Below are 18,522 nucleotides of genomic sequence, written 5' to 3'. Positions count from 1 at the left end.
AGGAATAATGTTTCATAGATACGGAGGATACAAACAACAATTAAAGGATATTAAAAGAAAGAGGTTAAAAGATGACCTTTATAAAATATCGTAGCTGTTGGAACAACTTTGGCAGGTTTTTATACTCTATGGCAAGTTTGGTTAGAATTAGAATGATTGAAAAATAAAATACCTTTTGCCTATCAAATAAACTGCCGTGGGCTTATCGCCCACGATGCGCCTCTCACACCTCCCAATACTTCCTTCGTCAGGACAGACCAAGCAGTTCTCGTACTGGGCTCACTAAATCACACCTTCACTTTTTGGTAGTAGTCCATTTTTGGAAGATTTCGGTCAACAATCACATGATTTGTATAACACTGAAGCTCAGTTGATTATTTTTTTTTATCAAAAACTGAATTTTATTTGATCGTAGCACTGAAAGAGCTGGAATTGCATTTAGACAAGTGCTTCATCTCGCAAAACCTTAATTAAACCGTTACATGCTACTTCACATACAAGTAGTTCATTTATTTTATTGTACTAAATACAGAAATATCAGAATTAAATTTTGATAAAGTGATCAAAAAACATAAATATGGCAAAATTCGGGTATTGTGTTTTATAAATGCATGTGCTAACTTCTTTTCTTTTTAATCACTTAACCAGTTAACAATGAAAAAGTTATGCCACTTATTTCTTGTCATGGGAATCGTATATTCATCCCATGGACAAAACATGTCGCAACAGACAAATGACAAAAACCTAATCAAAGTAAACGCTGCAAAGATTAATCAGACACCTCAAGTTTTGATGAAGCAGGAGTTAGGAATGAATGCTCACGAAGAGATGCGGTCTCTTAAAATTGAAAAAGATGATCTGGGTATGGAACACCAAAAGTTTCAACATTATTACAAAGGAATCAAAGTAGAAGGCTCCACTTATACGATTCATTCCAAGGATGGAAAAACAACCTTGATGACGGGCAATTATCGAGAGATAGAAGACATATCTGTTTCTCCATCTTTGTCAACGTCCACAGCACTGGAAGCTGCAAAAAGTGCAACGCAAGCTAAGAGTTTTGCCTGGGAAAACACCTCGAGTAATATGAGAATTGCTTCAGGCGAGAATTTCGAAAAACCTGAGGGAGAGTTGGTCATTATCCAGAATACTGCCAACGGTTACAAATCTAGATTGACGTACAAGTACCACATCATCGCGGCTGATCCTTATGTAAATGCCTACATCTATGTCGATGCACTCACTGGCGAAGTAGTGAGGTACAATAGTGTGATCAAGCATGCGGATGCAACAGGTTTAGCAGCGACTCGATACAGTGGTACACAAACTATCATCACGGATAGTTTTAATGGTTCCTATAGGTTGCGAGATTACTCTAGAGGAAACGGAGTACTGACCTATGACGCCACGACTTCCACAACTTACAATGGCACTACTGGTGCACCGACCAATGCCTCGGAGTACACCGATAGTGACAACAATTGGACTGCTGCTGAATTCAACAATACAGACAAGGATAACGCCGCTCTGGATGCGCATTTTGCCGCAGAAGCAACCTATGATTTTTTCTTTACCAATTTTGGACGGGATAGTTACAATGACAATGGAGCAGCAATAACCAGTTATGTAAACACGGACATAGAAGATGTGTTTAATTACCCCTCTGGATACAATGACAATGCTTTTTGGACTGGATATGTCATGGTGTATGGCAAGGGCAATAGCCTAGATCCACTGACTACCGTGGATATTACAGCGCATGAGATTGGACATGCTTATTGTGAAGGTACCGCCGATTTGATCTATGAAAAGGAATCTGGCGCCATGAACGAGGGGCTTAGTGATATATGGGGAGCCAGTGTAGAATATTATACCAACCAAAACTATGGAACGACCAAAGACTTGTGGAATCTAGGGACGGAAATTGGTCAAACATTTAGATCCATGTCCAATCCCAAAGCCTATGGAGATCCTGATACTTACGGAGGGACTTATTGGGTGAGTCAAAACTGTACTCCTAGCAATAGTAATGATTATTGTGGGGTGCATACCAATAGTGGAGTAACCAATCACTGGTACTATGTCCTAGCAGTAGGAGAAACCGACACCAACGACCTAGGCGACTCCTATAGCGTAGCAGGTATTGGCATAGATGCTGCCGCTGCTATCACATGGCGTACGGAATCTACCTATCTGACTTCTTCTTCTAATTATGCTGATTTTAGAGCGTACTCTATACAATCCGCCAAAGATCTATATGGCAGTGGGTCGCCCCAAGAGATAGCTGTGACCAACTCTTGGTATGCAGTGGGAGTTGGTGCCGAATATGTCACAACTTGTACTTTGGGAGCCCCAGGAAGTCTTGCTTCGTCTAATGTGGCAGACGACTCGTTTACCTTAAGTTGGGATGCGGTATCAGGTGCTACATCTTATACTGTAACAGTGGGCTCAACTTCTACTACTGTCAGCGGTACGAGCTACGATGCGACGAGCCTTCAATCTGGTACTTCGTATAGTTGTTCTGTTGCAGCCAATTGTACTACTGGAGGTTCTGGTTCATCATCTATTCTCAGTGTAAGCACTACAGGTACAACCCCATTGATTTACTGTGCTTCTAATGGCAACAACACTTCAGATGAGTACATTGGTACTGTACAGCTCAATACAATCAATAATTCTACAAGTGCTTCCAGCGGCGGATATGGAGATTTCACTTCGATATCTACCAGTCTAGTGAAAGGTAATACCTATACAATCACGGTCACACCAGTATGGACAGGTACTATCTATAACGAAGGTTATGCAATGTGGATTGACTACAACCAAGACGGGGATTTTACTGATTCTGATGAATTGGTTTGGTCTATGGCCGCTAATCAAACGGCTTCTGTGTCAGGATCTTTTACTGTCCCTACTACTGCCACTACTAGCAGCACACGAATGAGGGTAGCTATGAAGTACAACGGAATCCCTACCTCGTGTGAAAGCTTTTCTTATGGAGAGGTAGAGGACTACACGGTGACATTGATCGATGGGTCTGGAGACACACAGACGCCAAGTACACCGACAGCTTTGACAGCTTCTAATATAACCAGTTCTTCTTTTGATGTTTCATGGACAGCTTCTACTGACAATGTAGGTGTTGCTGGCTATTCAGTGTATTTGGATGGCGCATTAGAGGGCACGACTACTTCCACAAGCTATTCTTTTGCTGGTCTTGTGGCATCAACGAATTATGCAGTTTCGGTAGAGGCATATGATGCCATGGAAAATACGTCTTCTCCAGCTACAACCTCAGTAACTACCAGTTCTGGAGGCGGTTCTGGATCCGATATCCTCATCGAAAGCTATTTTGAAACAGGATGGGATGGTTGGACCGATGGAGGGAGCGATGTAGCCAGATATTCTGGTTCGCGATCATTTGAAGGGAGTTATTCCATTTATATCAGAGATAACTCCGGTACAGGGTCGTCCATGAGCTATACAGGAGTCGATGTTAGTTCCTATGACGCCATAGACATATCGTTTTATTTCTATCCATTTGGTATGGAAACGGGGGAAGATTTCTGGTTACAATTTTATGATGGATCATCATGGCAGACCATTGCGACATATGTGAGTGGTACTAGTTTTGATAATAATAGTTTCTATGTGGCCAATGTTTCAATTGATCCCTCTACCTATACCTTTAGTAGCAATTCTGGTTTTAGGTTCGTCTGTGATGCCAGTGCAAACAATGATTTGATCTACATTGATCAGGTCACGATAGTGGGTATCAGTGGCTCAGCCTTTACGGTAAATATGGTCAACGAACTTGGTGATTTGCCTGCAAACTCGGTTGCCGTTATTGAAACTGGCGGTTTTGAAAACATTCTAGTCTATCCTAACCCCACTACCAATTGGGTAAAAATAGAAGGGATCCCTACCGATGCTAATATTCAACTATTGGATGTAACTGGGAGAGTACTGTATACATCAGTGGGCAAATCAGAATTTGATTTATCTACCTCACCAAGTGGTATTTATCTACTGCAAGTGAGAATCGAAGATGAACTGAAAGTCTATAGGATTAGCAAGAATGACTAGTCTTAAATAAGTGATACAGTTTTAGAATAAATATTTAGATCGCATCGGGTTTTGACTCGATGCGATTTTTGTTTTTGTAGGTTCTTATTTTGACCTTGTCTTACTGGTGCATATTGGCAGGTGTATTCATCCAACAGCTCCAGTGAGGTCGGTCATTATTGTAAATATGGAAGCATCCTAGAAAAAGTTGACAGGTTTTAGATAAATACGGATATGAGTATACAAAGATAATCTTAATCCTTTGATGAGTAAACAGGTTAGAATGTAGTCCTGCTTTGGATTGTCTTTTTTTCTATTTAATCCTTCATTCTTGGTTTTAGTTGTCCTAGTACCCGATTTCCTAGTCGCATGTCAAAATGAGACAAAAACCTTCTAAGTCATTTGCAATGTCGAATAAGAATAGAAAGAAGCTAGCCAAGCCGTTTATCACATCATCGCTACACTTTCGAAGAAACTAAAGTATTTTGCTGTGGCTAACTTGATACAAAACGACACACATGCACCCATCCAGCAAGAAATACCTTCCAATCATCCTGACACTATCGGGCATCAAGCTACTGATCCAATGCCTCGGCAACCAACGGTATGGATTTCATCGCGACGAATTGCTTCACCTCTCCGTCAGTGAGCATCTCGATTGGGGATTTATGGAGTTTCCTCCACTGATCGCTCTGCTGGGGAAGCTCTCCTATTTGCTGTTTGATTACGCGCTTTGGGGAGTCCGGCTCTTCCCTACGCTGGCCGGTGTGGGCATCCTCATCCTCTGCTGTCTCATGGCGCTAGAGTTGGGCGGAAAGCTCAAGGCCGTTGTACTGGCAGGAGTTTCTATCCTCGCCTTCCTCCCCTTTTACCGAAACCATACCCTGTTCCAACCCGTGGCTTTTGACCAACTGTTTTGGACCTTGGGGTTTTACTTTGTGATCAAGTTCATCAACTCCCCCCACAAAAAGCACCTGCTGGCAGTAGGCATCACACTAGGACTAGGATTGATGACCAAATACACCCTCTTGGTTTGGGCTTTTGGCACCTGCATCGGTTTGCTCTTCTACGAGAGAGGACACCTTTTTAGATACAAATGGCTTTACCTCTCTGCGTGCCTGTCGCTAGTCATCTTCTTGCCCAACGTCATCTGGCAAGTGCTCCATGACTACCCTATCCTAAAGCACCTCCAAGCGCTGAACCAATATCAACTGGACGACACTGACCCGATCGCCTTTGGCATGGATCAGTTGGAGTACCCCTTCACACTAGTCGTTAGCCTCATCGGAATAGTCGCCATGGTCGCGGATCAAAACTTAAAAAAATACCGAGCCATAGGAGTAGCCGTTTTGGTGATTTTCACCACCATGTGGTTGCTTCACGCCAAAGCCTATTATGTCTTTGCTATTTACCCCGTTCTATTCGCTGCGGGAGCGGTAAAGCTCGAAGCACTCCTCACCAAAAAGCCAGCCCTAGTATATATCGTCTCGGCCATTGTACTCTTACCATCCCTCTATTTCATCCCCCAAGCAACACCCATTCTACCGATCGATACTTACGTAAAATATGCTGGCCTAAAAGAAGAAAAAGGACGTATCGAGCTGACAGGGGACTATGCAGATATGTTTGGCTGGGAAGAGCAGGTCCAACTCGTACATAGTGTCTACCGATCCCTCACGCCCATAGAAAAACAGCATTGTGTGCTCTGGGCAGAAAACTATGGCGAAGCAGGAGCCCTCAAAATACTAGGAAAGAAATACCAGCTCCCAGATCCCATCAGCAGGCATGGAAGTTTTTGGACTTGGGGCTATGGAGACACAAAGGCTACCGTGTGGATAAGTTTGGGCAATGAGAAACCAGCTGTAATGTCTGTTTTTGAAGAGGTAAAACTGATAAAAACAATCACACACCCGTATGCCATCGCAGAAGAGAACAATATCCCACTATACCTCTGCCGAAAACCCAAAGTTGACATTGAAAAATGGTGGAGAGACTATGAAGCGCATATCTTTGACTGATCCAAACCCCTCACTTCTAAGGATTCGTCAAACCTCACCAGTACGGCTGTTGCTAGGGTTCACTCTAGTGCTCACTCGACAAGCCACTACAGAGACACCAAGGTCGTCCTCATGCATACCCCTACAAATGACTAGAGACGACTCGGAAGTCTCACGCAGATGGATTAGTTTGGCCAGCCCAAATAGAGCTGTAGACTTTGAATATTAGTAGACTACTTGATAGAGCGCACGATCAAAATCCTAAACTAGACGTATTGAGAACAACATAAGTCCTAAAAAGAAAACGATGAAAACCTTAAAAGAACAGACAGAAGCCAAAATTGCAGCAGGGCGACAAGCTAATCCTGACTTCATGAAAGGAGTTGACGATATCATCCTAAAAGCCAAAGCTTTTCAACAAGGCGATGATGCGATTCAAGTTGGGCAAAAAGCGCCAGCTTTCGAACTCCCCAACGCTGAGGGCAAGTTGGAATCCTTAGAGTCTCTACTAGCCAAAGGGCCACTTGTGCTGACCTTTTACAGAGGCAGTTGGTGTCCTTATTGCAACTTACAGCTTAGAGCCTTGCAGGCTCGACTAGACGAGATTCATGCACTGGGTGCGACATTGGTTGCCATCAGCCCACAAGTACCTGATGGATCAATGAGCAAAAATGAAATAACAGAAATGGATTTCACCGTATTGTCAGACCAAGATGCGAAAACTGCCTCTCAATACGGCATAGCCTGGGAAGTGCCCGCATTTTTGAAGGAACACATGCGCGTGGATCGCAACCTTGATTTGGAAACAATCAATAACGGCAACAGTAGTATATTACCGATTCCAGCCACGTTCATCATCGGGCAAGATGGGGTAGTCCTATGGAATTATGTCAACGTTGACTATCGAACACGTTCAGAACCTGAAGAAATTATTGACGTCTTGAAAAACATGTCCTAAACGAAGCGTATACAACGATTTTGGTATACGCCCAAAGCAGAAGCTTTTCTACGAATACCCAGCGGTACCTATCCCTCATAACTGCCTTGCAACCCCAGTATCCTCTACAAGGACGAAATAGCCCAATGGCATGTCCAATCACGCTACGTCACAAGAGGGCTGGGTAAAACCTAAATCCCTCGCACACGCGCCTAATATTATTGGTCAATCCCTGCACAGTATTGACCGAATAAATTAATTTTGCCGCTTAATTTTTATACAATACCATGATTTTAAGCGAACAGGAAATAATCAGACGTCAAGCCAGAGAGCAATTGATGCAATCGGGCATTGATCCCTATCCATCTGACACCTTCGAAGTGAACGTGACCACCAAGGACATTCACCAAAACTACGAGAAGCGAAAGACAGACTACAAGGATATTTCTATCGCGGGTCGACTCATGAGTCGACGCATCATGGGGTCAGCATCATTTGCAGAGCTGCAGGATGCCTCAGGTCGTATCCAGATCTACTTGCGCCGAGATGATCTCTGCCCAGGCGAGGACAAGAGTCTCTACAACACCGTCTTCAAAAAAATGATGGATATCGGTGACATCATCGGTATCAAAGGCTATGTATTCACCACTGAAGTAGGCGAGATATCGATACACGTCACTTCACTCAAGCTGTTGACCAAGTCGCTCAAGCCGCTACCGATCGTCAAGGAAGCCAAAGACGCTGACGGGAACCTCAAGACCTATGACGCCTTCACCGATCCAGAGATGCGCTACAGACAGCGCTATGTCGACATGATCGTCAACCCAGAGGTACGCGAGACATTCGTCAAAAGAACACAACTCGTCAATTCGATGAGAAACTTCCTCGCAGACCGAGGATACCTAGAGGTAGAAACCCCTATCCTACAGCCACTATACGGTGGAGCAGCGGCACGTCCGTTCAAGACGCACCACAACACACTGGACATGACGCTCTATTTGCGTATCGCCAACGAGTTGTATTTGAAAAGATTGATCGTCGGAGGGTACGATGGCGTATTTGAGTTCTCCAAAGATTTCCGTAACGAAGGTATGTCCCGCTTCCACAACCCAGAGTTCACGCAAGTCGAGCTCTATGTGGCCTACAAGGATTACGAATGGATGATGGACTTGACAGAAGCCATGGTAGAAAAAGTCGCCATGGACCTACACGGCACGACCGAAGTACAAGTCGGTGACAACATCATCAACTTCCAGCGACCTTGGAAGCGCTACACGATGTTCGAAGCGATCGAACACTTCACAGGTATCGACATCTCCGAGATGGACGAAGCAGGCCTCAGAGAGACCGCCCAAAAACTCAACGTACCCATCGACGAAACCATGGGCAAAGGCAAGCTCATCGACGAGATCTTCGGAGAGAAATGCGAGGGTCAGTTGATCCAACCGACCTTCATCACCGACTACCCAGTAGAGATGTCACCACTCGCCAAAAAACACAAAAACAAGCCAGGGTTGGTAGAGCGCTTCGAAGCGATCGCCAACGGCAAGGAAATCTGTAATTCGTTCTCAGAGTTGAACGATCCTGTAGATCAACGTGCGAGATTCGAAGAGCAACTCGAACTCGGCAAGCGTGGCGATGACGAAGCGATGGTACTCGACGAGGACTTCCTCCGAGCACTCGAGTACGGCATGCCTCCTACGGCAGGACTGGGTATTGGGATCGATCGTCTCTCGATGATGATGACCAACTCCAACTCGATACAAGACGTCTTGTTCTTCCCCCAGATGAAGCCTGAGAAGAAAGTCGTAGCACTCACGGCAGCACAGTACGAAGAACTCGGTGTGGCCAAAGACCTCATCCAAATCCTACAGAAGATTGGCATGGTCACCAAGCAACAATTCGCAGAAGCCAAAGACGGAAAACTACACCAAGATGTCTGTGGCAACAAAAAGAAGATGAAACTCAAAGAGGTAAAGAACCCTAGCCTAGAAGACGTGCAAGGCTGGATCGCCAAAGCAGGCGAAGAGTGACATGTAGATTCTCGATCATTAGACTCTAGAAATTAGACGAATTGATCGAGGTAAAAAACAAGAGAAAGCGACGAGCCTAGCAGTTTGTCGCTTTTTTTATAGCCTTTGAGATACATCAGTTTTTCAGGCCATGTTCATTTTAGTAGGGAAATAACCTCCAAGACTATCTTCGAACATCCGATTTGTGAATCACCCCTCTAGATGACTAACTTACCCTTGTGAACAGCTACGAAGACAAAATCACCCGAGAGTTGGCCGAATGGCAAAGTACGATGCAGCGCACGCCGAGTTTCTCCAACGAGAGCATCAAGAATTTCCAATCCAAAATCCAAAACCTCATCCCAGAAAAAGTCCATCAAGTGATAACCAAAGCAGTCAAGGAACTGACACGCGCCGTACTCTTCGGAGCAGCATTCACGACAAGCAAAAAAATCACTGGTCCCATCAATCTCATGGACGCAGAAGACCATGTAAAAGAACGGATCAACTTCTATACCTCGTCGGCCACTGCCGAAGGAGCTATCACGGGATTCGGAGGCTTTCTCAGTGGTTTGGCAGACTTTCCGCTCTGGCTGAGCATCAAGATGAAAATGCTCTTCGAGATTGCCCATAGCTACGGGTTTGACACCAACGACTACAAAGAGCGAATCTACATTCTGTACGTTTTTCAACTGGCATTTTCTAGTCAACAGCGCCGTATCGAACTCTACCACTTCATCTCCAACTGGGAACAAAACCAAAATAATTTACCCGAAGACATCAATAATTTCGATTGGCGCACGTTCCAACAAGAGTACCGTGATCACCTTGATATCGCCAAGCTCCTGCAGCTGATCCCAGGGATCGGTGCGGTAGTTGGTGCCTACATCAACCACAAACTCACCAACCGCCTAGGTAAAACAGCCATGAACGCCTACCGCATGCGGCTCGTTCAAAACACACCCAAAATTGAAGATTAACCCCTCCAAAATGACTGATTTAGACAATTTGATCCAAACCCTCGCACTCGTACCACACCCAGAAGGGGGCTATTACAAAGAAACCTACCGCAGCACAGACAGTATCCAGCTTGCCTCCCCCTTTGACGGAGCACGCAACTACTCCACGTGCATCTATTATTTACTGACTTCCGAGACTTTCTCTGCCTTTCACCGAATCAAACAAGACGAAATCTGGCACTTCTACCAAGGAGCGACCATCGATCTCCATCTCATCCATCCGGATGGGCGCCACGAGCTGATAGAGATTGGGCACGACCTAGGCATGGGGCAAGTTCCACAATACGTCGTCCCAGCCGGTGTCTGGTTTGCAGCAGAAGTAGCAGCACTAGATGCACATGCCTTAGTAGGGTGTACGGTGTCTCCAGGCTTTGATTTCAAGGATTTCGAACTCGCCAATCGTGCCGATCTCAACGCTACATTCCCCGATCATTCAGAAGTTATTAGCCGCTTGACCCGCTGTTAGGCAATTTGCGTAGCTTGACATTTACGCATTCATACGGATTCTATTATATGTACATACAAGCTTTCTTTGCATAGTTATTTCTCCCTTCAGCAAGGAGAATAAACCCACCCTTAGATGGCAGCAATGCTATCAACCTAATTGTTTTGTTTCCAGCCTAACTGAAAATAAAACAACATTATAGGTGAACATTTATCGAGAGAAAATTAATTCGGAACTAGCCGACTGGAAGCATCAAATTGCACATCCACCTGCACCCTCGTTTCGTACCATCAAGCGAATACAGCGCAAGCTCAATCGACTGATTCCACATCAAGTACATAACATCATCACTCACGCGATCAAAGACATCGTGCGTGCTGTTTTGTATGGAGCAGAATTCAGTACACCCAAACGCGAAGGAACTATAGCGATCCATCATGCCGAAGAGATGATTCGTGAGACAATCTGGTTTTACTCCAGTTCTGCCGCAGCACAGGGTGCCATCACTGGTCTAGGTGGACTGGTCAGTAGCGTAGCGGACTTTCCACTATGGCTCAGTATCAAGATGAAAATGCTCTTTGAAATTGCTAAACTATACGGGTACGATACCAAAGATTTCCAAGAGCGTCTGTTTATACTCCATGTATTCCAACTCGCGTTTTCTTCCCGTCAAAGAAAACTACGAACCTATGACATCATCGCTAACTGGGATGAAATGAAAGCTAAACTCCCTCAGAACATACATGAATTTAACTGGCACGGTTTCCAGCTAGAGTACCGCAACAATCTCGACCTCATCAAATTGTTTCAAATGATCCCTGGCATAGGAGCTGTAGTGGGTGGATGTACTAACCACAAACTTACGTACCGTCTAGGCAAGACCGCTATGAATGCCTACAGGCTCAGGAAATTGAATTCCAATCAACTTTCACCAATCAACTAATCGAGTTATATTAGTCCCATGTCATTCCATCCTAAATTCATGCAGATGGCCATAAATTTGGCTATCGATTCGGTACAGTCGCGAGAAGGAGGTCCTTTCGCTGCAGTGGTCATTAAAAATGGTCAGGTCATCGGTCAAGGACACAACACTGTCACCGCTACCCACGACCCTACTGCTCATGCAGAGATCAATGCTATTCGTAATGCATGTCAGCAGCTATCGAGTTTTCAGCTAGAGAACTGTGATATTTATACGACGTGTGAACCCTGCCCCATGTGTCTCGGAGCAATCTACTGGGCTAGGCCCAAGGCTGTGTACTATGCTAGCGCAAAAACAGATGCTGCTACTGCTGGTTTTGATGATCAGTTCATATACGACGAGATCGCTCTACCTATCCACTCGCGCCAAATCTTGACACAACAAGAAATGAGAGATGAAGCTCAAACTATATTTGACCTTTGGGTAACGAAGAAGGATAAAACGAAATACTAAAGTTAAGACTGGAGAAATGCGACAAGTTTATGCATGGCACGTCCTCTGTGAGAGATCTCATTTTTGCCAGCAGCACTCATCTCAGCAAAGGTAGTCGTATGACCTTCAGGAACAAATACAGGATCATAACCAAAGCCTTCATTACCTTTTAGTTCAGTAGTGATATGACCATCTACTACGCCATCAAACTGATGTTCGACCCCATCCACAAGCAAGGTAATCACGGTTCTGAAACGAGCCCTCCTATTGGTATGTCCTTGGAGTTTTTCTAGCAATAATCTTATGTTAGCTTGATTATCCTTTTGCTCTCCCGCATAACGTGCTGAGTAAACGCCTGGCGCTCCGTCGAGTGCTTCGACCTCTAGTCCTGTATCATCAGCAAAACAGTTGATTCTAAAATTTTTAGCTACAAAAGCTGCTTTGATATGGGAGTTTTCATCAAGAGTGATGCCATCCTCTGGAATCTCCTCATCACACCCTATATCATGAAGACCGACTACATCGAATCGGTCTCCTAATATCTGTCTTACTTCTTTAAGTTTATTCGGATTATGGGTCGCAAAGCAGATCTTCATTCGCTTATGGTCTGATATTCTGCAAATAAATTTCAAATACGATAACCGTATTCCCAGGAATCACATCACTACCTGTACCATTCGCACCAGCAGTCCCATATACACCATAGCCCAACACTGATGGGAACATCATCAAACCACTAGCTCCATGGTTAAGATAAGGAGTCAGGGCATGCAATCCAGTCCTATAACCCGACACAAAATTTGAGGGTATCCCTGTCCCCGTTTCGGTATGATTATAGGTCGTAGGAGTAAAACTACGAGAGGAATAATAGAGTGTGATATCTAATGGCTCAGATGAAAAAGCCAATTCTGTGAGCTTCTCTCCTGTCGTCATTCCCGTGACATCAATCGTATCTACGGACACTCTAGTGCCATTGTCATCCACTGTTTCTCCGACATAAAGCGTCTCTTGAGAAAAATCATTATCCGCCAAAGGATAATCTTTCCAAACCTCAACCCAAGCCAAACTATCGGTCATCAGCGCCAACGTATCGATAGATGTATCGAAAATAGTTCCGTCAGTAAACTTCCCCACATAATGAATCGAAACGATATCATTGATAACTGGGTAATCTCCCGTTCCATCTTCAAGAATCACATAGCGGACTCCTCTTCCTTCTATCCCACTAACAGAGTAAATCAAGGTATCACCATAGTCATTGGCATCCCAATAATCCACAATGACACTAGAGTCTATTTGAGCCTGAGCTAGTGAATCTTCATATACTTTTTGTTGCGACTCTAACTCATCCTGAACAGGGTCATTACACGCTACCATCATCGAGATCAACGCCAATACTACCAAAAAGAAACCTTCTTTAATTATCTTCATCTACTAACGTACGTCAATCACTTCAATATCAAACATCAGGTCATCGTAAGCATTGATTTCACCTGTACTATTGAGTCCATAACCCATTTCGTAGGGAACGAATAAGGTTCCTTTTTGACCTTTTTTGTAGAAAGTCAGACCCTTTTCCCAGCCTTCTATCACGGACTCTTGCCCGATCACAAAGGTAAACGGAGTACCACGATCGATCGACGAATCAAACTTCGTGCTATCCATTAGATACCCTGTATAATGCACAGTCACAGATTGCCCATCTGCAGGAAAGTCTCCTTCTCCCTCTCCTTCTATAGTATAGTACAAGCCTTCAGATGTGCTTTGCGCACTTGTTACATCATTGTCAGCTACGAATTGTTCTATAGAGTACTTAAATTCCCCAGCTGCAAGTTCAATGATCAGGTCTTCATTTTGGCGAACCACCCCATCAACGCCGTACTGTCCCCATCCTAGTTCGCTTGGCGTAAGCATAGTCACTTTGTCTCCTAAGTTCATCTCTCTCAGTGCTTCTAAAATACCAGGGACAGCAATCGCATAATCATTCAGGGAGGTAACCCATTGGAGAGAGTCCTTAAATCCATCATAGAGCAAATCGCCATTCATCGAATGAATCTTGACGTAAAAATAAATAACATCATCGCCACTAATCTCCTCTCCTTCACCAGTGATATCCGTTCGAGTATAGAGACCTGTATTGCTCAATGTAAACTCTGACACATCGTTTTCAGCCAAATACTCTTCCATCGTCCCTCTTGGCTCTGGTGTGCTCTCGTCATCCTTACACGCAGTAAAGATGACGGTAGCTGCCAACATCGCAGTAGCGATAATTCTTATTTTCATAATTCTTATTTTATACCTATTAACTCAACTTCAAATTTCAGGATAGAGTTAGGTTTGATGATTCCGCCAGCTCCTCTAGGCCCATATGCTAATGCACTAGGAACGAAAAGAGTTGCCTTAGAACCTACATTTAATAGCGCGATACCTTCGTCCCATCCTGGAATCACTCTTCCTTGACCCAATGGGAATTCGAAAGGTTGATCTCTGTCGTAAGACGAATCAAATTTAGTGCTATCCATCAACGTACCATTGTAATGAACGATAACCACATCACCAGCAACAGGCTTTGGTCCTTCAGCAGACTCAGTGATTACATATCTCAATCCTGACTCAGTAACGACTACATCTTCTATGCCGTTTTCTGACAAGAAAGTATCGATTTCAGCACCTTGCTCTTCTGTTCTTGACTTTTCTTCTTCAGCCATTTTAGCCTGCTCTTTTTCTACTCTAGCAACTCTGTACTCTTGAAACTCGTCAAAAGTCATCTGATCTTCTACTCCTACATAAAACTGAATGTTCGACTCAGCACCGATAGAATCTGGCACTGGCTGTCCAAATGTTTTGAGGTATAGCTCTGTTGCATCGATTTGGAAGCTGATACTATCACCTACCTTGACAGTGCTCAACACTTCGTAAAATACTCTAGACGTATCCCACTGCGCTGCGTAGTATGGCAAAGTAATCGGTCCTCCACGCTCAGCAGAGTTGAATAAATCCGCACCAGTCTCGGTGATATACCTCATATTAATCAACAGTACACTACTATCCTTTAGGGCTTCATCGCCTCTAGATTCATAAGACACGACAACTCCAGATTTGGTTGTAGCAGTATCTTCACAAGAAGAAAATAATGTCGCTAGCGCGATCATTGATAGTGACAATAGGGTGTTAAGCTTCATAGTTTAATTCTTTTATTTGGTTCTGAACTAAGTCTTTAAATTTATTGATCGTGGTTTGTAGATCATCAAAAGATGCGCCGCCTGCGGCATTCTTGTGTCCTCCACCATTAAAATATTTTCTTGAAATCTCATTCACTGGAATATCTCCAAACGAACGAAAGGAAATTTTCACATTTTTCTCTTCCTCGATAAAAATAGCAGACACATTAACCCCCTTGACAGCTAGCCCATAGTTGACTAGCCCCTCAGAGTCACCCGTCTGATAATTGAATCGCTTCTTATCTTCAAGTGTCAAATAAAAGAAAGCGACCGTACTCCCTTCTATCACTTCCAATCTCTCGGACAAGGCAAAACCGAGCATCTTCATTCTATCCAGTGAATTATCATCATATACACAGTGGCTCACTTTAGATACATCTGCACCCAATTCCATTAGAGCCGCCACGATATTATGTACGTGAGGTGTGGTTGCTGGAAGCTTAAAATTGCCCGTATCAGTCATCAGTCCCGCATACAGTGCTTCGGCCATCCCCTTGGTTATCTTCTCCACATCGTCTAGCATCTCTATCAAGTCGAAAATCAACTCAGCGGTAGCTGCTGCCTCTGTACTCCATAGAACATACTGCGCAAAAGTCTCAGGGTTTAGATGGTGATCGATCAGTACCTTTTCGGCCTCCGACTGACGTACTAACTCTCCCAACGCTCCGATTCGACTTAGACTAGAAAAATCAAGACAAAAGACCAAATCAGCATTCTCTACGAGATACTGTGCCTTTTCTTCGTTCCCCTCGAAAATCATGACATCTTCATTGCCATCCATCCAGTTCAAAAACTCTGGATAGTCCGTAGGTGTGATCACACACACCTGATGTCCCCGCTTCAATAGATAACCTGCCAATCCTAATGAAGAGCCTAAAGCATCCGCATCTGGCTTGACATGAGTGGTGATAACTATTCGCTTGGGTAGGTTTAATTTTTCCTTAAGAGCTGCTAGATTCTGCATTTATCATGATAAACAGTGTGCAAAATTGACATTTTTTATGGTAAAACCAAAAGCCTGCTCCTTTCTAGTTTTGGATCAGGGGATTTGGCTTTTTTATCCAACCCAATAGCCTTAACTTTGCGCCTTTTGAAAACACATATCACAAGAAACAATGACGAACAATAAAACCTTCACAATGATAAAACCGGATGCTTTTGCAGACGGACACACAGGAGCAATTCTCAAAATGATTGAAGAAGCAGGATTCACAATCAAAGCGATGAAAACAGTAAAACTGACAGCTGAGGACGCTGGACAATTCTATGCTGTACATAGTGAAAGACCATTCTACGGAGAGTTATGCGCATACATGTCCAAAGGGCCAATCGTCGCTGCTATCCTCGAAAAAGAAAATGCAGTAGCTGACTTTAGAGCACTCATCGGCGCAACTAATCCCGATGATGCTGCAGAAGGTACAATCAGAAAATTGTTTGCTAAATCACTAGAAGCAAATGCAGTGCATGGCTCAGACTCTGACGAAAATGCTGCTATCGAAGGTTCATTCTACTTCTCTGAGATAGAGAAAATATAAGACACATCTTATCAAGATATCGGAAGAGGTTCTTTTTGACTAAACTCGAAAAGAACCTTTTTTCATTTCGTATTCTTCTGAAAAAACCGACTCCTCACCCATCTCGGTAAAAATATTGCCCCTAGCAACAGATAAGGATAATAAGACATCAATCTCCAAAAGATGCTAGACACAAAGGTGTAGTCTCCTAGGTACTCGTAAAAAAACTGATTGAAGAAATACTCTGCAGTACCAGAACTCCCTGGTGTAGGCGAAATCAACATGACAATCCACATGATCACCTGACGGGAAAATATCACCATGTGATCTGCCACAGACAGCGTGTGATAAGCCTCCACTAGGCTATTGAGCATAAGGTAGCGCGCACTCCATATAAAGGCTGTTGCGCCAGTGATTTTCAACCAATAAGAGACCGCTTTGCCTTTGAGTCCAGCTGATGCCATGATAATCTCGTTACCATATTGGTTGGCCTTTCCTCTCCATCGTTTGAAGTATCTGATGGCGGTCACCTTGAGTAGAAACCACTTGAATGCCCGCGGCCTGACAAACAGCGCATAGGACATCACCAGCGTATAAGCTGCTATCAGCCCATAGCTCATAAAAAACAACAACTGCAAGCTCGTGCCGATTTCCAAGTCCATCGCTTTGACATCTGGAAAAATTAAGCCCTTCGTCAGCAGCATCACGATCGGTGCAGCAATCACAAAGAACAGATTGTCCAGAATCGCCGTGAGCATCACATACGCCAACGACTTACCCACATTGATCCCCTCAGCCATAAACACGAATACCACGACGGCCGTCCCTCCCACAACCGAGGGTGTAACCGCTGAAGCGAATTCCCACAAAATAATGATAACAATACTGCGTGACCAGTTGAGTTCTCCATCCGATATGGTTTTGACCCGGTAGACATAGCCCGCATCTCGTGCAAAAAGCACCAGAAAAGCGACAATCACAGACGACAATTTGGCATCAAAGATCAGATGAAGCGTAGCTGCTGTAATGTTCGGGTCACTGTAGAACATATAAAACACAACCGCCAAACCGAGGACGATAGGAATCCAGATCTTGTTCGGGTCTAGAACCTTGAATACTTTCTTATTGCTAATATCCATTAATCTACTGCTACTTCCTCTCGTCCTTCTATCCAAAAATTATTAAAGCCTTCTCCCAAGTGAAGTTTGACCTGCTGCAGCTGTAGCAACTCTAGTATCGCTAAGAAATTAAAAATCACGTATATCTTTTCGGGGTTCTCTTTGATCAAATCAGTAAATGCCATGCGACCAGATGCACGAACACTGTCCAAGATATAACTCTTCTGGTCCGCAATAGTGTAGGGGTACTGGACAACTTGATGAATCACCTTATTTTTCTCCATCTCGTAGCGCTGCATGACCTTCTGATAGACCTTGAGGATTTTGAACAAATCCAGGTTCTGGAGTTCGGCCTCTACGTTGGTAGATTCTGCCAGTGCTTTGATTTCTCTGGTGATATTGCCTCGACGCTCCCTATCCATGCGATCCGTCTCTAGTTGCACGAGTTCAGCGATCACAGATTTGTATCGCTTGTACTCTAGCAGGTGACGCACGAGTTCTTCTCTCGGATCGATCTCATTACCCTCTTCATCGATCACGGGTCTAGGCAGGAGCATTTTAGCCTTGATGCGCATCAGTGTCGCCGCTACTAGGATAAACTCACTAGCTACTTCGATATTGAGTTTTTCGAGCTGATGGACGTAATCCAAAAAATCATTAGCGATCTGCGAAATAGGAATATCATAAATATCCAACTCGTCTCTTTCGATAAAAAAGAGAAGAAGGTCAAAGGGACCTTCAAAGAGTGGTAATTTAACTTCGAATTTCAAACTGACTTTT

At 44.0% G+C, this 18,522-nt stretch carries 16 protein-coding genes; 9 read left to right on the top strand and 7 right to left on the bottom strand.

Translation table 11 applies throughout. The features are described 5' to 3' along the window. Nucleotides 1-684 precede the first annotated feature (684 nt). The 8 genes from BGP76_RS17845 to BGP76_RS17810 all read left to right on the top strand — a co-directional run bounded on the left by BGP76_RS17845 (nt 685) and on the right by BGP76_RS17810 (nt 11,910). Nucleotides 685-4,086: a M4 family metallopeptidase gene (locus BGP76_RS17845; protein ID WP_221409906.1), complete on the top strand. Its 3,402-nt coding sequence runs from the start codon at nt 685-687 to the stop codon at nt 4,084-4,086. A 497-nt stretch (nt 4,087-4,583) separates the two neighbouring features. Further along, on the top strand, nt 4,584-6,083 hold the full coding sequence (locus tag BGP76_RS17840; protein WP_119845689.1) for a glycosyltransferase family 39 protein: 1,500 nt from the start codon (nt 4,584-4,586) through the stop codon (nt 6,081-6,083). 286 nt (nt 6,084-6,369) lie between these two features. Continuing rightward, the gene (locus BGP76_RS17835) at nt 6,370-7,020 is read left to right on the top strand and encodes a peroxiredoxin-like family protein (protein WP_119845688.1); all 651 of its coding nucleotides are present in this window, start codon (nt 6,370-6,372) and stop codon (nt 7,018-7,020) included. Nucleotides 7,021-7,286: 266 nt separating this feature from the next. After that, nucleotides 7,287-9,032 (top strand): lysine--tRNA ligase, encoded by a 1,746-nt coding sequence (lysS, locus tag BGP76_RS17830; RefSeq protein WP_119845687.1) that lies wholly within the window; start codon nt 7,287-7,289, stop codon nt 9,030-9,032. Between the two features lie 218 nt (nt 9,033-9,250). Next, nucleotides 9,251-9,991 (top strand): EcsC family protein, encoded by a 741-nt coding sequence (locus tag BGP76_RS17825; RefSeq protein ID WP_099597315.1) that lies wholly within the window; start codon nt 9,251-9,253, stop codon nt 9,989-9,991. A 10-nt stretch (nt 9,992-10,001) separates the two neighbouring features. Further along, on the top strand, nt 10,002-10,496 hold the full coding sequence (locus BGP76_RS17820) for a cupin domain-containing protein (RefSeq protein ID WP_119845686.1): 495 nt from the start codon (nt 10,002-10,004) through the stop codon (nt 10,494-10,496). Between the two features lie 181 nt (nt 10,497-10,677). Further along, nucleotides 10,678-11,418, top strand: a complete 741-nt coding sequence (locus BGP76_RS17815) for an EcsC family protein (protein ID WP_119845685.1) — start codon at nt 10,678-10,680, stop codon at nt 11,416-11,418. A gap of 18 nt (nt 11,419-11,436) precedes the next feature. Further along, a complete protein-coding gene (locus BGP76_RS17810; protein ID WP_119845684.1) occupies nt 11,437-11,910 on the top strand; it encodes a nucleoside deaminase in 474 nt (157 codons plus the stop codon). A 2-nt stretch (nt 11,911-11,912) separates the two neighbouring features. On the opposite strand, the gene BGP76_RS17805 is transcribed toward BGP76_RS17810, so the two are convergent. The 5 genes from BGP76_RS17805 to BGP76_RS17785 are packed head-to-tail and all read right to left on the bottom strand — an operon-like array spanning nt 11,913 to nt 16,074. Next, nucleotides 11,913-12,485: a non-canonical purine NTP diphosphatase gene (locus BGP76_RS17805; protein WP_119845683.1), complete on the bottom strand. Its 573-nt coding sequence runs from the start codon at nt 12,483-12,485 to the stop codon at nt 11,913-11,915. A gap of 4 nt (nt 12,486-12,489) precedes the next feature. After that, nucleotides 12,490-13,320, bottom strand: coding sequence for an FKBP-type peptidyl-prolyl cis-trans isomerase (locus BGP76_RS17800; protein WP_119845682.1), 831 nt, complete (start codon nt 13,318-13,320; stop codon nt 12,490-12,492). 3 nt (nt 13,321-13,323) lie between these two features. Then, nucleotides 13,324-14,172: an FKBP-type peptidyl-prolyl cis-trans isomerase gene (locus tag BGP76_RS17795; protein ID WP_119845681.1), complete on the bottom strand. Its 849-nt coding sequence runs from the start codon at nt 14,170-14,172 to the stop codon at nt 13,324-13,326. Nucleotides 14,173-14,177: 5 nt separating this feature from the next. Further along, nucleotides 14,178-15,071, bottom strand: a complete 894-nt coding sequence (locus BGP76_RS17790; RefSeq protein ID WP_084190665.1) for an FKBP-type peptidyl-prolyl cis-trans isomerase — start codon at nt 15,069-15,071, stop codon at nt 14,178-14,180. Next, nucleotides 15,061-16,074 carry a bifunctional oligoribonuclease/PAP phosphatase NrnA gene (locus BGP76_RS17785; RefSeq protein ID WP_119845680.1) on the bottom strand — a complete coding sequence of 338 codons (1,014 nt, stop codon included), beginning with the start codon at nt 16,072-16,074 and terminating at the stop codon, nt 15,061-15,063. The genes BGP76_RS17790 and BGP76_RS17785 overlap by 11 nt, the downstream gene beginning before the upstream one ends. A gap of 151 nt (nt 16,075-16,225) precedes the next feature. Between BGP76_RS17785 and BGP76_RS17780 the strand changes: the two genes are divergently transcribed. Continuing rightward, the gene (locus BGP76_RS17780) at nt 16,226-16,645 is read left to right on the top strand and encodes a nucleoside-diphosphate kinase (RefSeq protein ID WP_073125082.1); all 420 of its coding nucleotides are present in this window, start codon (nt 16,226-16,228) and stop codon (nt 16,643-16,645) included. A 62-nt stretch (nt 16,646-16,707) separates the two neighbouring features. Here BGP76_RS17780 and BGP76_RS17775 read toward each other — a convergent pair whose 3' ends face one another. Together BGP76_RS17775 and BGP76_RS17770 are read right to left on the bottom strand one after the other, a co-directional pair. Continuing rightward, nucleotides 16,708-17,763 carry a lysylphosphatidylglycerol synthase transmembrane domain-containing protein gene (locus BGP76_RS17775; protein ID WP_119845679.1) on the bottom strand — a complete coding sequence of 352 codons (1,056 nt, stop codon included), beginning with the start codon at nt 17,761-17,763 and terminating at the stop codon, nt 16,708-16,710. Continuing rightward, nucleotides 17,763-18,512: a ScpA family protein gene (locus BGP76_RS17770; protein ID WP_073125085.1), complete on the bottom strand. Its 750-nt coding sequence runs from the start codon at nt 18,510-18,512 to the stop codon at nt 17,763-17,765. Before BGP76_RS17770 ends, BGP76_RS17775 begins: the two co-directional genes overlap by 1 nt. Nucleotides 18,513-18,522 lie beyond the last annotated feature (10 nt).

Source organism: Reichenbachiella sp. MSK19-1, from assembly GCF_003590315.1.
Taxonomy (GTDB): domain Bacteria; phylum Bacteroidota; class Bacteroidia; order Cytophagales; family Cyclobacteriaceae; genus Reichenbachiella; species Reichenbachiella agariperforans.
The sequence above is the reverse complement of the archived record's forward strand: the minus strand, read 5'-3'. Positions and strand labels throughout refer to the sequence as shown.

What these genes read in the sequence shown, in the direction of transcription:
- BGP76_RS17835 (WP_119845688.1), top strand. Translation starts at nt 6,370, where the DNA reads ATGAAAACCTTAAAAGAACAGACAGAAGCCAAAATTGCAGCAGGGCGA.
- BGP76_RS17775 (WP_119845679.1), bottom strand. Translation starts at nt 17,763, where the DNA reads ATGGATATTAGCAATAAGAAAGTATTCAAGGTTCTAGACCCGAACAAG.
- BGP76_RS17820 (WP_119845686.1), top strand. Translation starts at nt 10,002, where the DNA reads ATGACTGATTTAGACAATTTGATCCAAACCCTCGCACTCGTACCACAC.
- BGP76_RS17840 (WP_119845689.1), top strand. Translation starts at nt 4,584, where the DNA reads ATGCACCCATCCAGCAAGAAATACCTTCCAATCATCCTGACACTATCG.
- BGP76_RS17810 (WP_119845684.1), top strand. Translation starts at nt 11,437, where the DNA reads ATGTCATTCCATCCTAAATTCATGCAGATGGCCATAAATTTGGCTATC.
- BGP76_RS17800 (WP_119845682.1), bottom strand. Translation starts at nt 13,320, where the DNA reads ATGAAGATAATTAAAGAAGGTTTCTTTTTGGTAGTATTGGCGTTGATC.
- BGP76_RS17785 (WP_119845680.1), bottom strand. Translation starts at nt 16,074, where the DNA reads ATGCAGAATCTAGCAGCTCTTAAGGAAAAATTAAACCTACCCAAGCGA.
- BGP76_RS17795 (WP_119845681.1), bottom strand. Translation starts at nt 14,172, where the DNA reads ATGAAAATAAGAATTATCGCTACTGCGATGTTGGCAGCTACCGTCATC.
- BGP76_RS17845 (WP_221409906.1), top strand. Translation starts at nt 685, where the DNA reads ATGGGAATCGTATATTCATCCCATGGACAAAACATGTCGCAACAGACA.
- BGP76_RS17780 (WP_073125082.1), top strand. Translation starts at nt 16,226, where the DNA reads ATGACGAACAATAAAACCTTCACAATGATAAAACCGGATGCTTTTGCA.
- lysS (WP_119845687.1), top strand. Translation starts at nt 7,287, where the DNA reads ATGATTTTAAGCGAACAGGAAATAATCAGACGTCAAGCCAGAGAGCAA.
- BGP76_RS17805 (WP_119845683.1), bottom strand. Translation starts at nt 12,485, where the DNA reads ATGAAGATCTGCTTTGCGACCCATAATCCGAATAAACTTAAAGAAGTA.
- BGP76_RS17790 (WP_084190665.1), bottom strand. Translation starts at nt 15,071, where the DNA reads ATGAAGCTTAACACCCTATTGTCACTATCAATGATCGCGCTAGCGACA.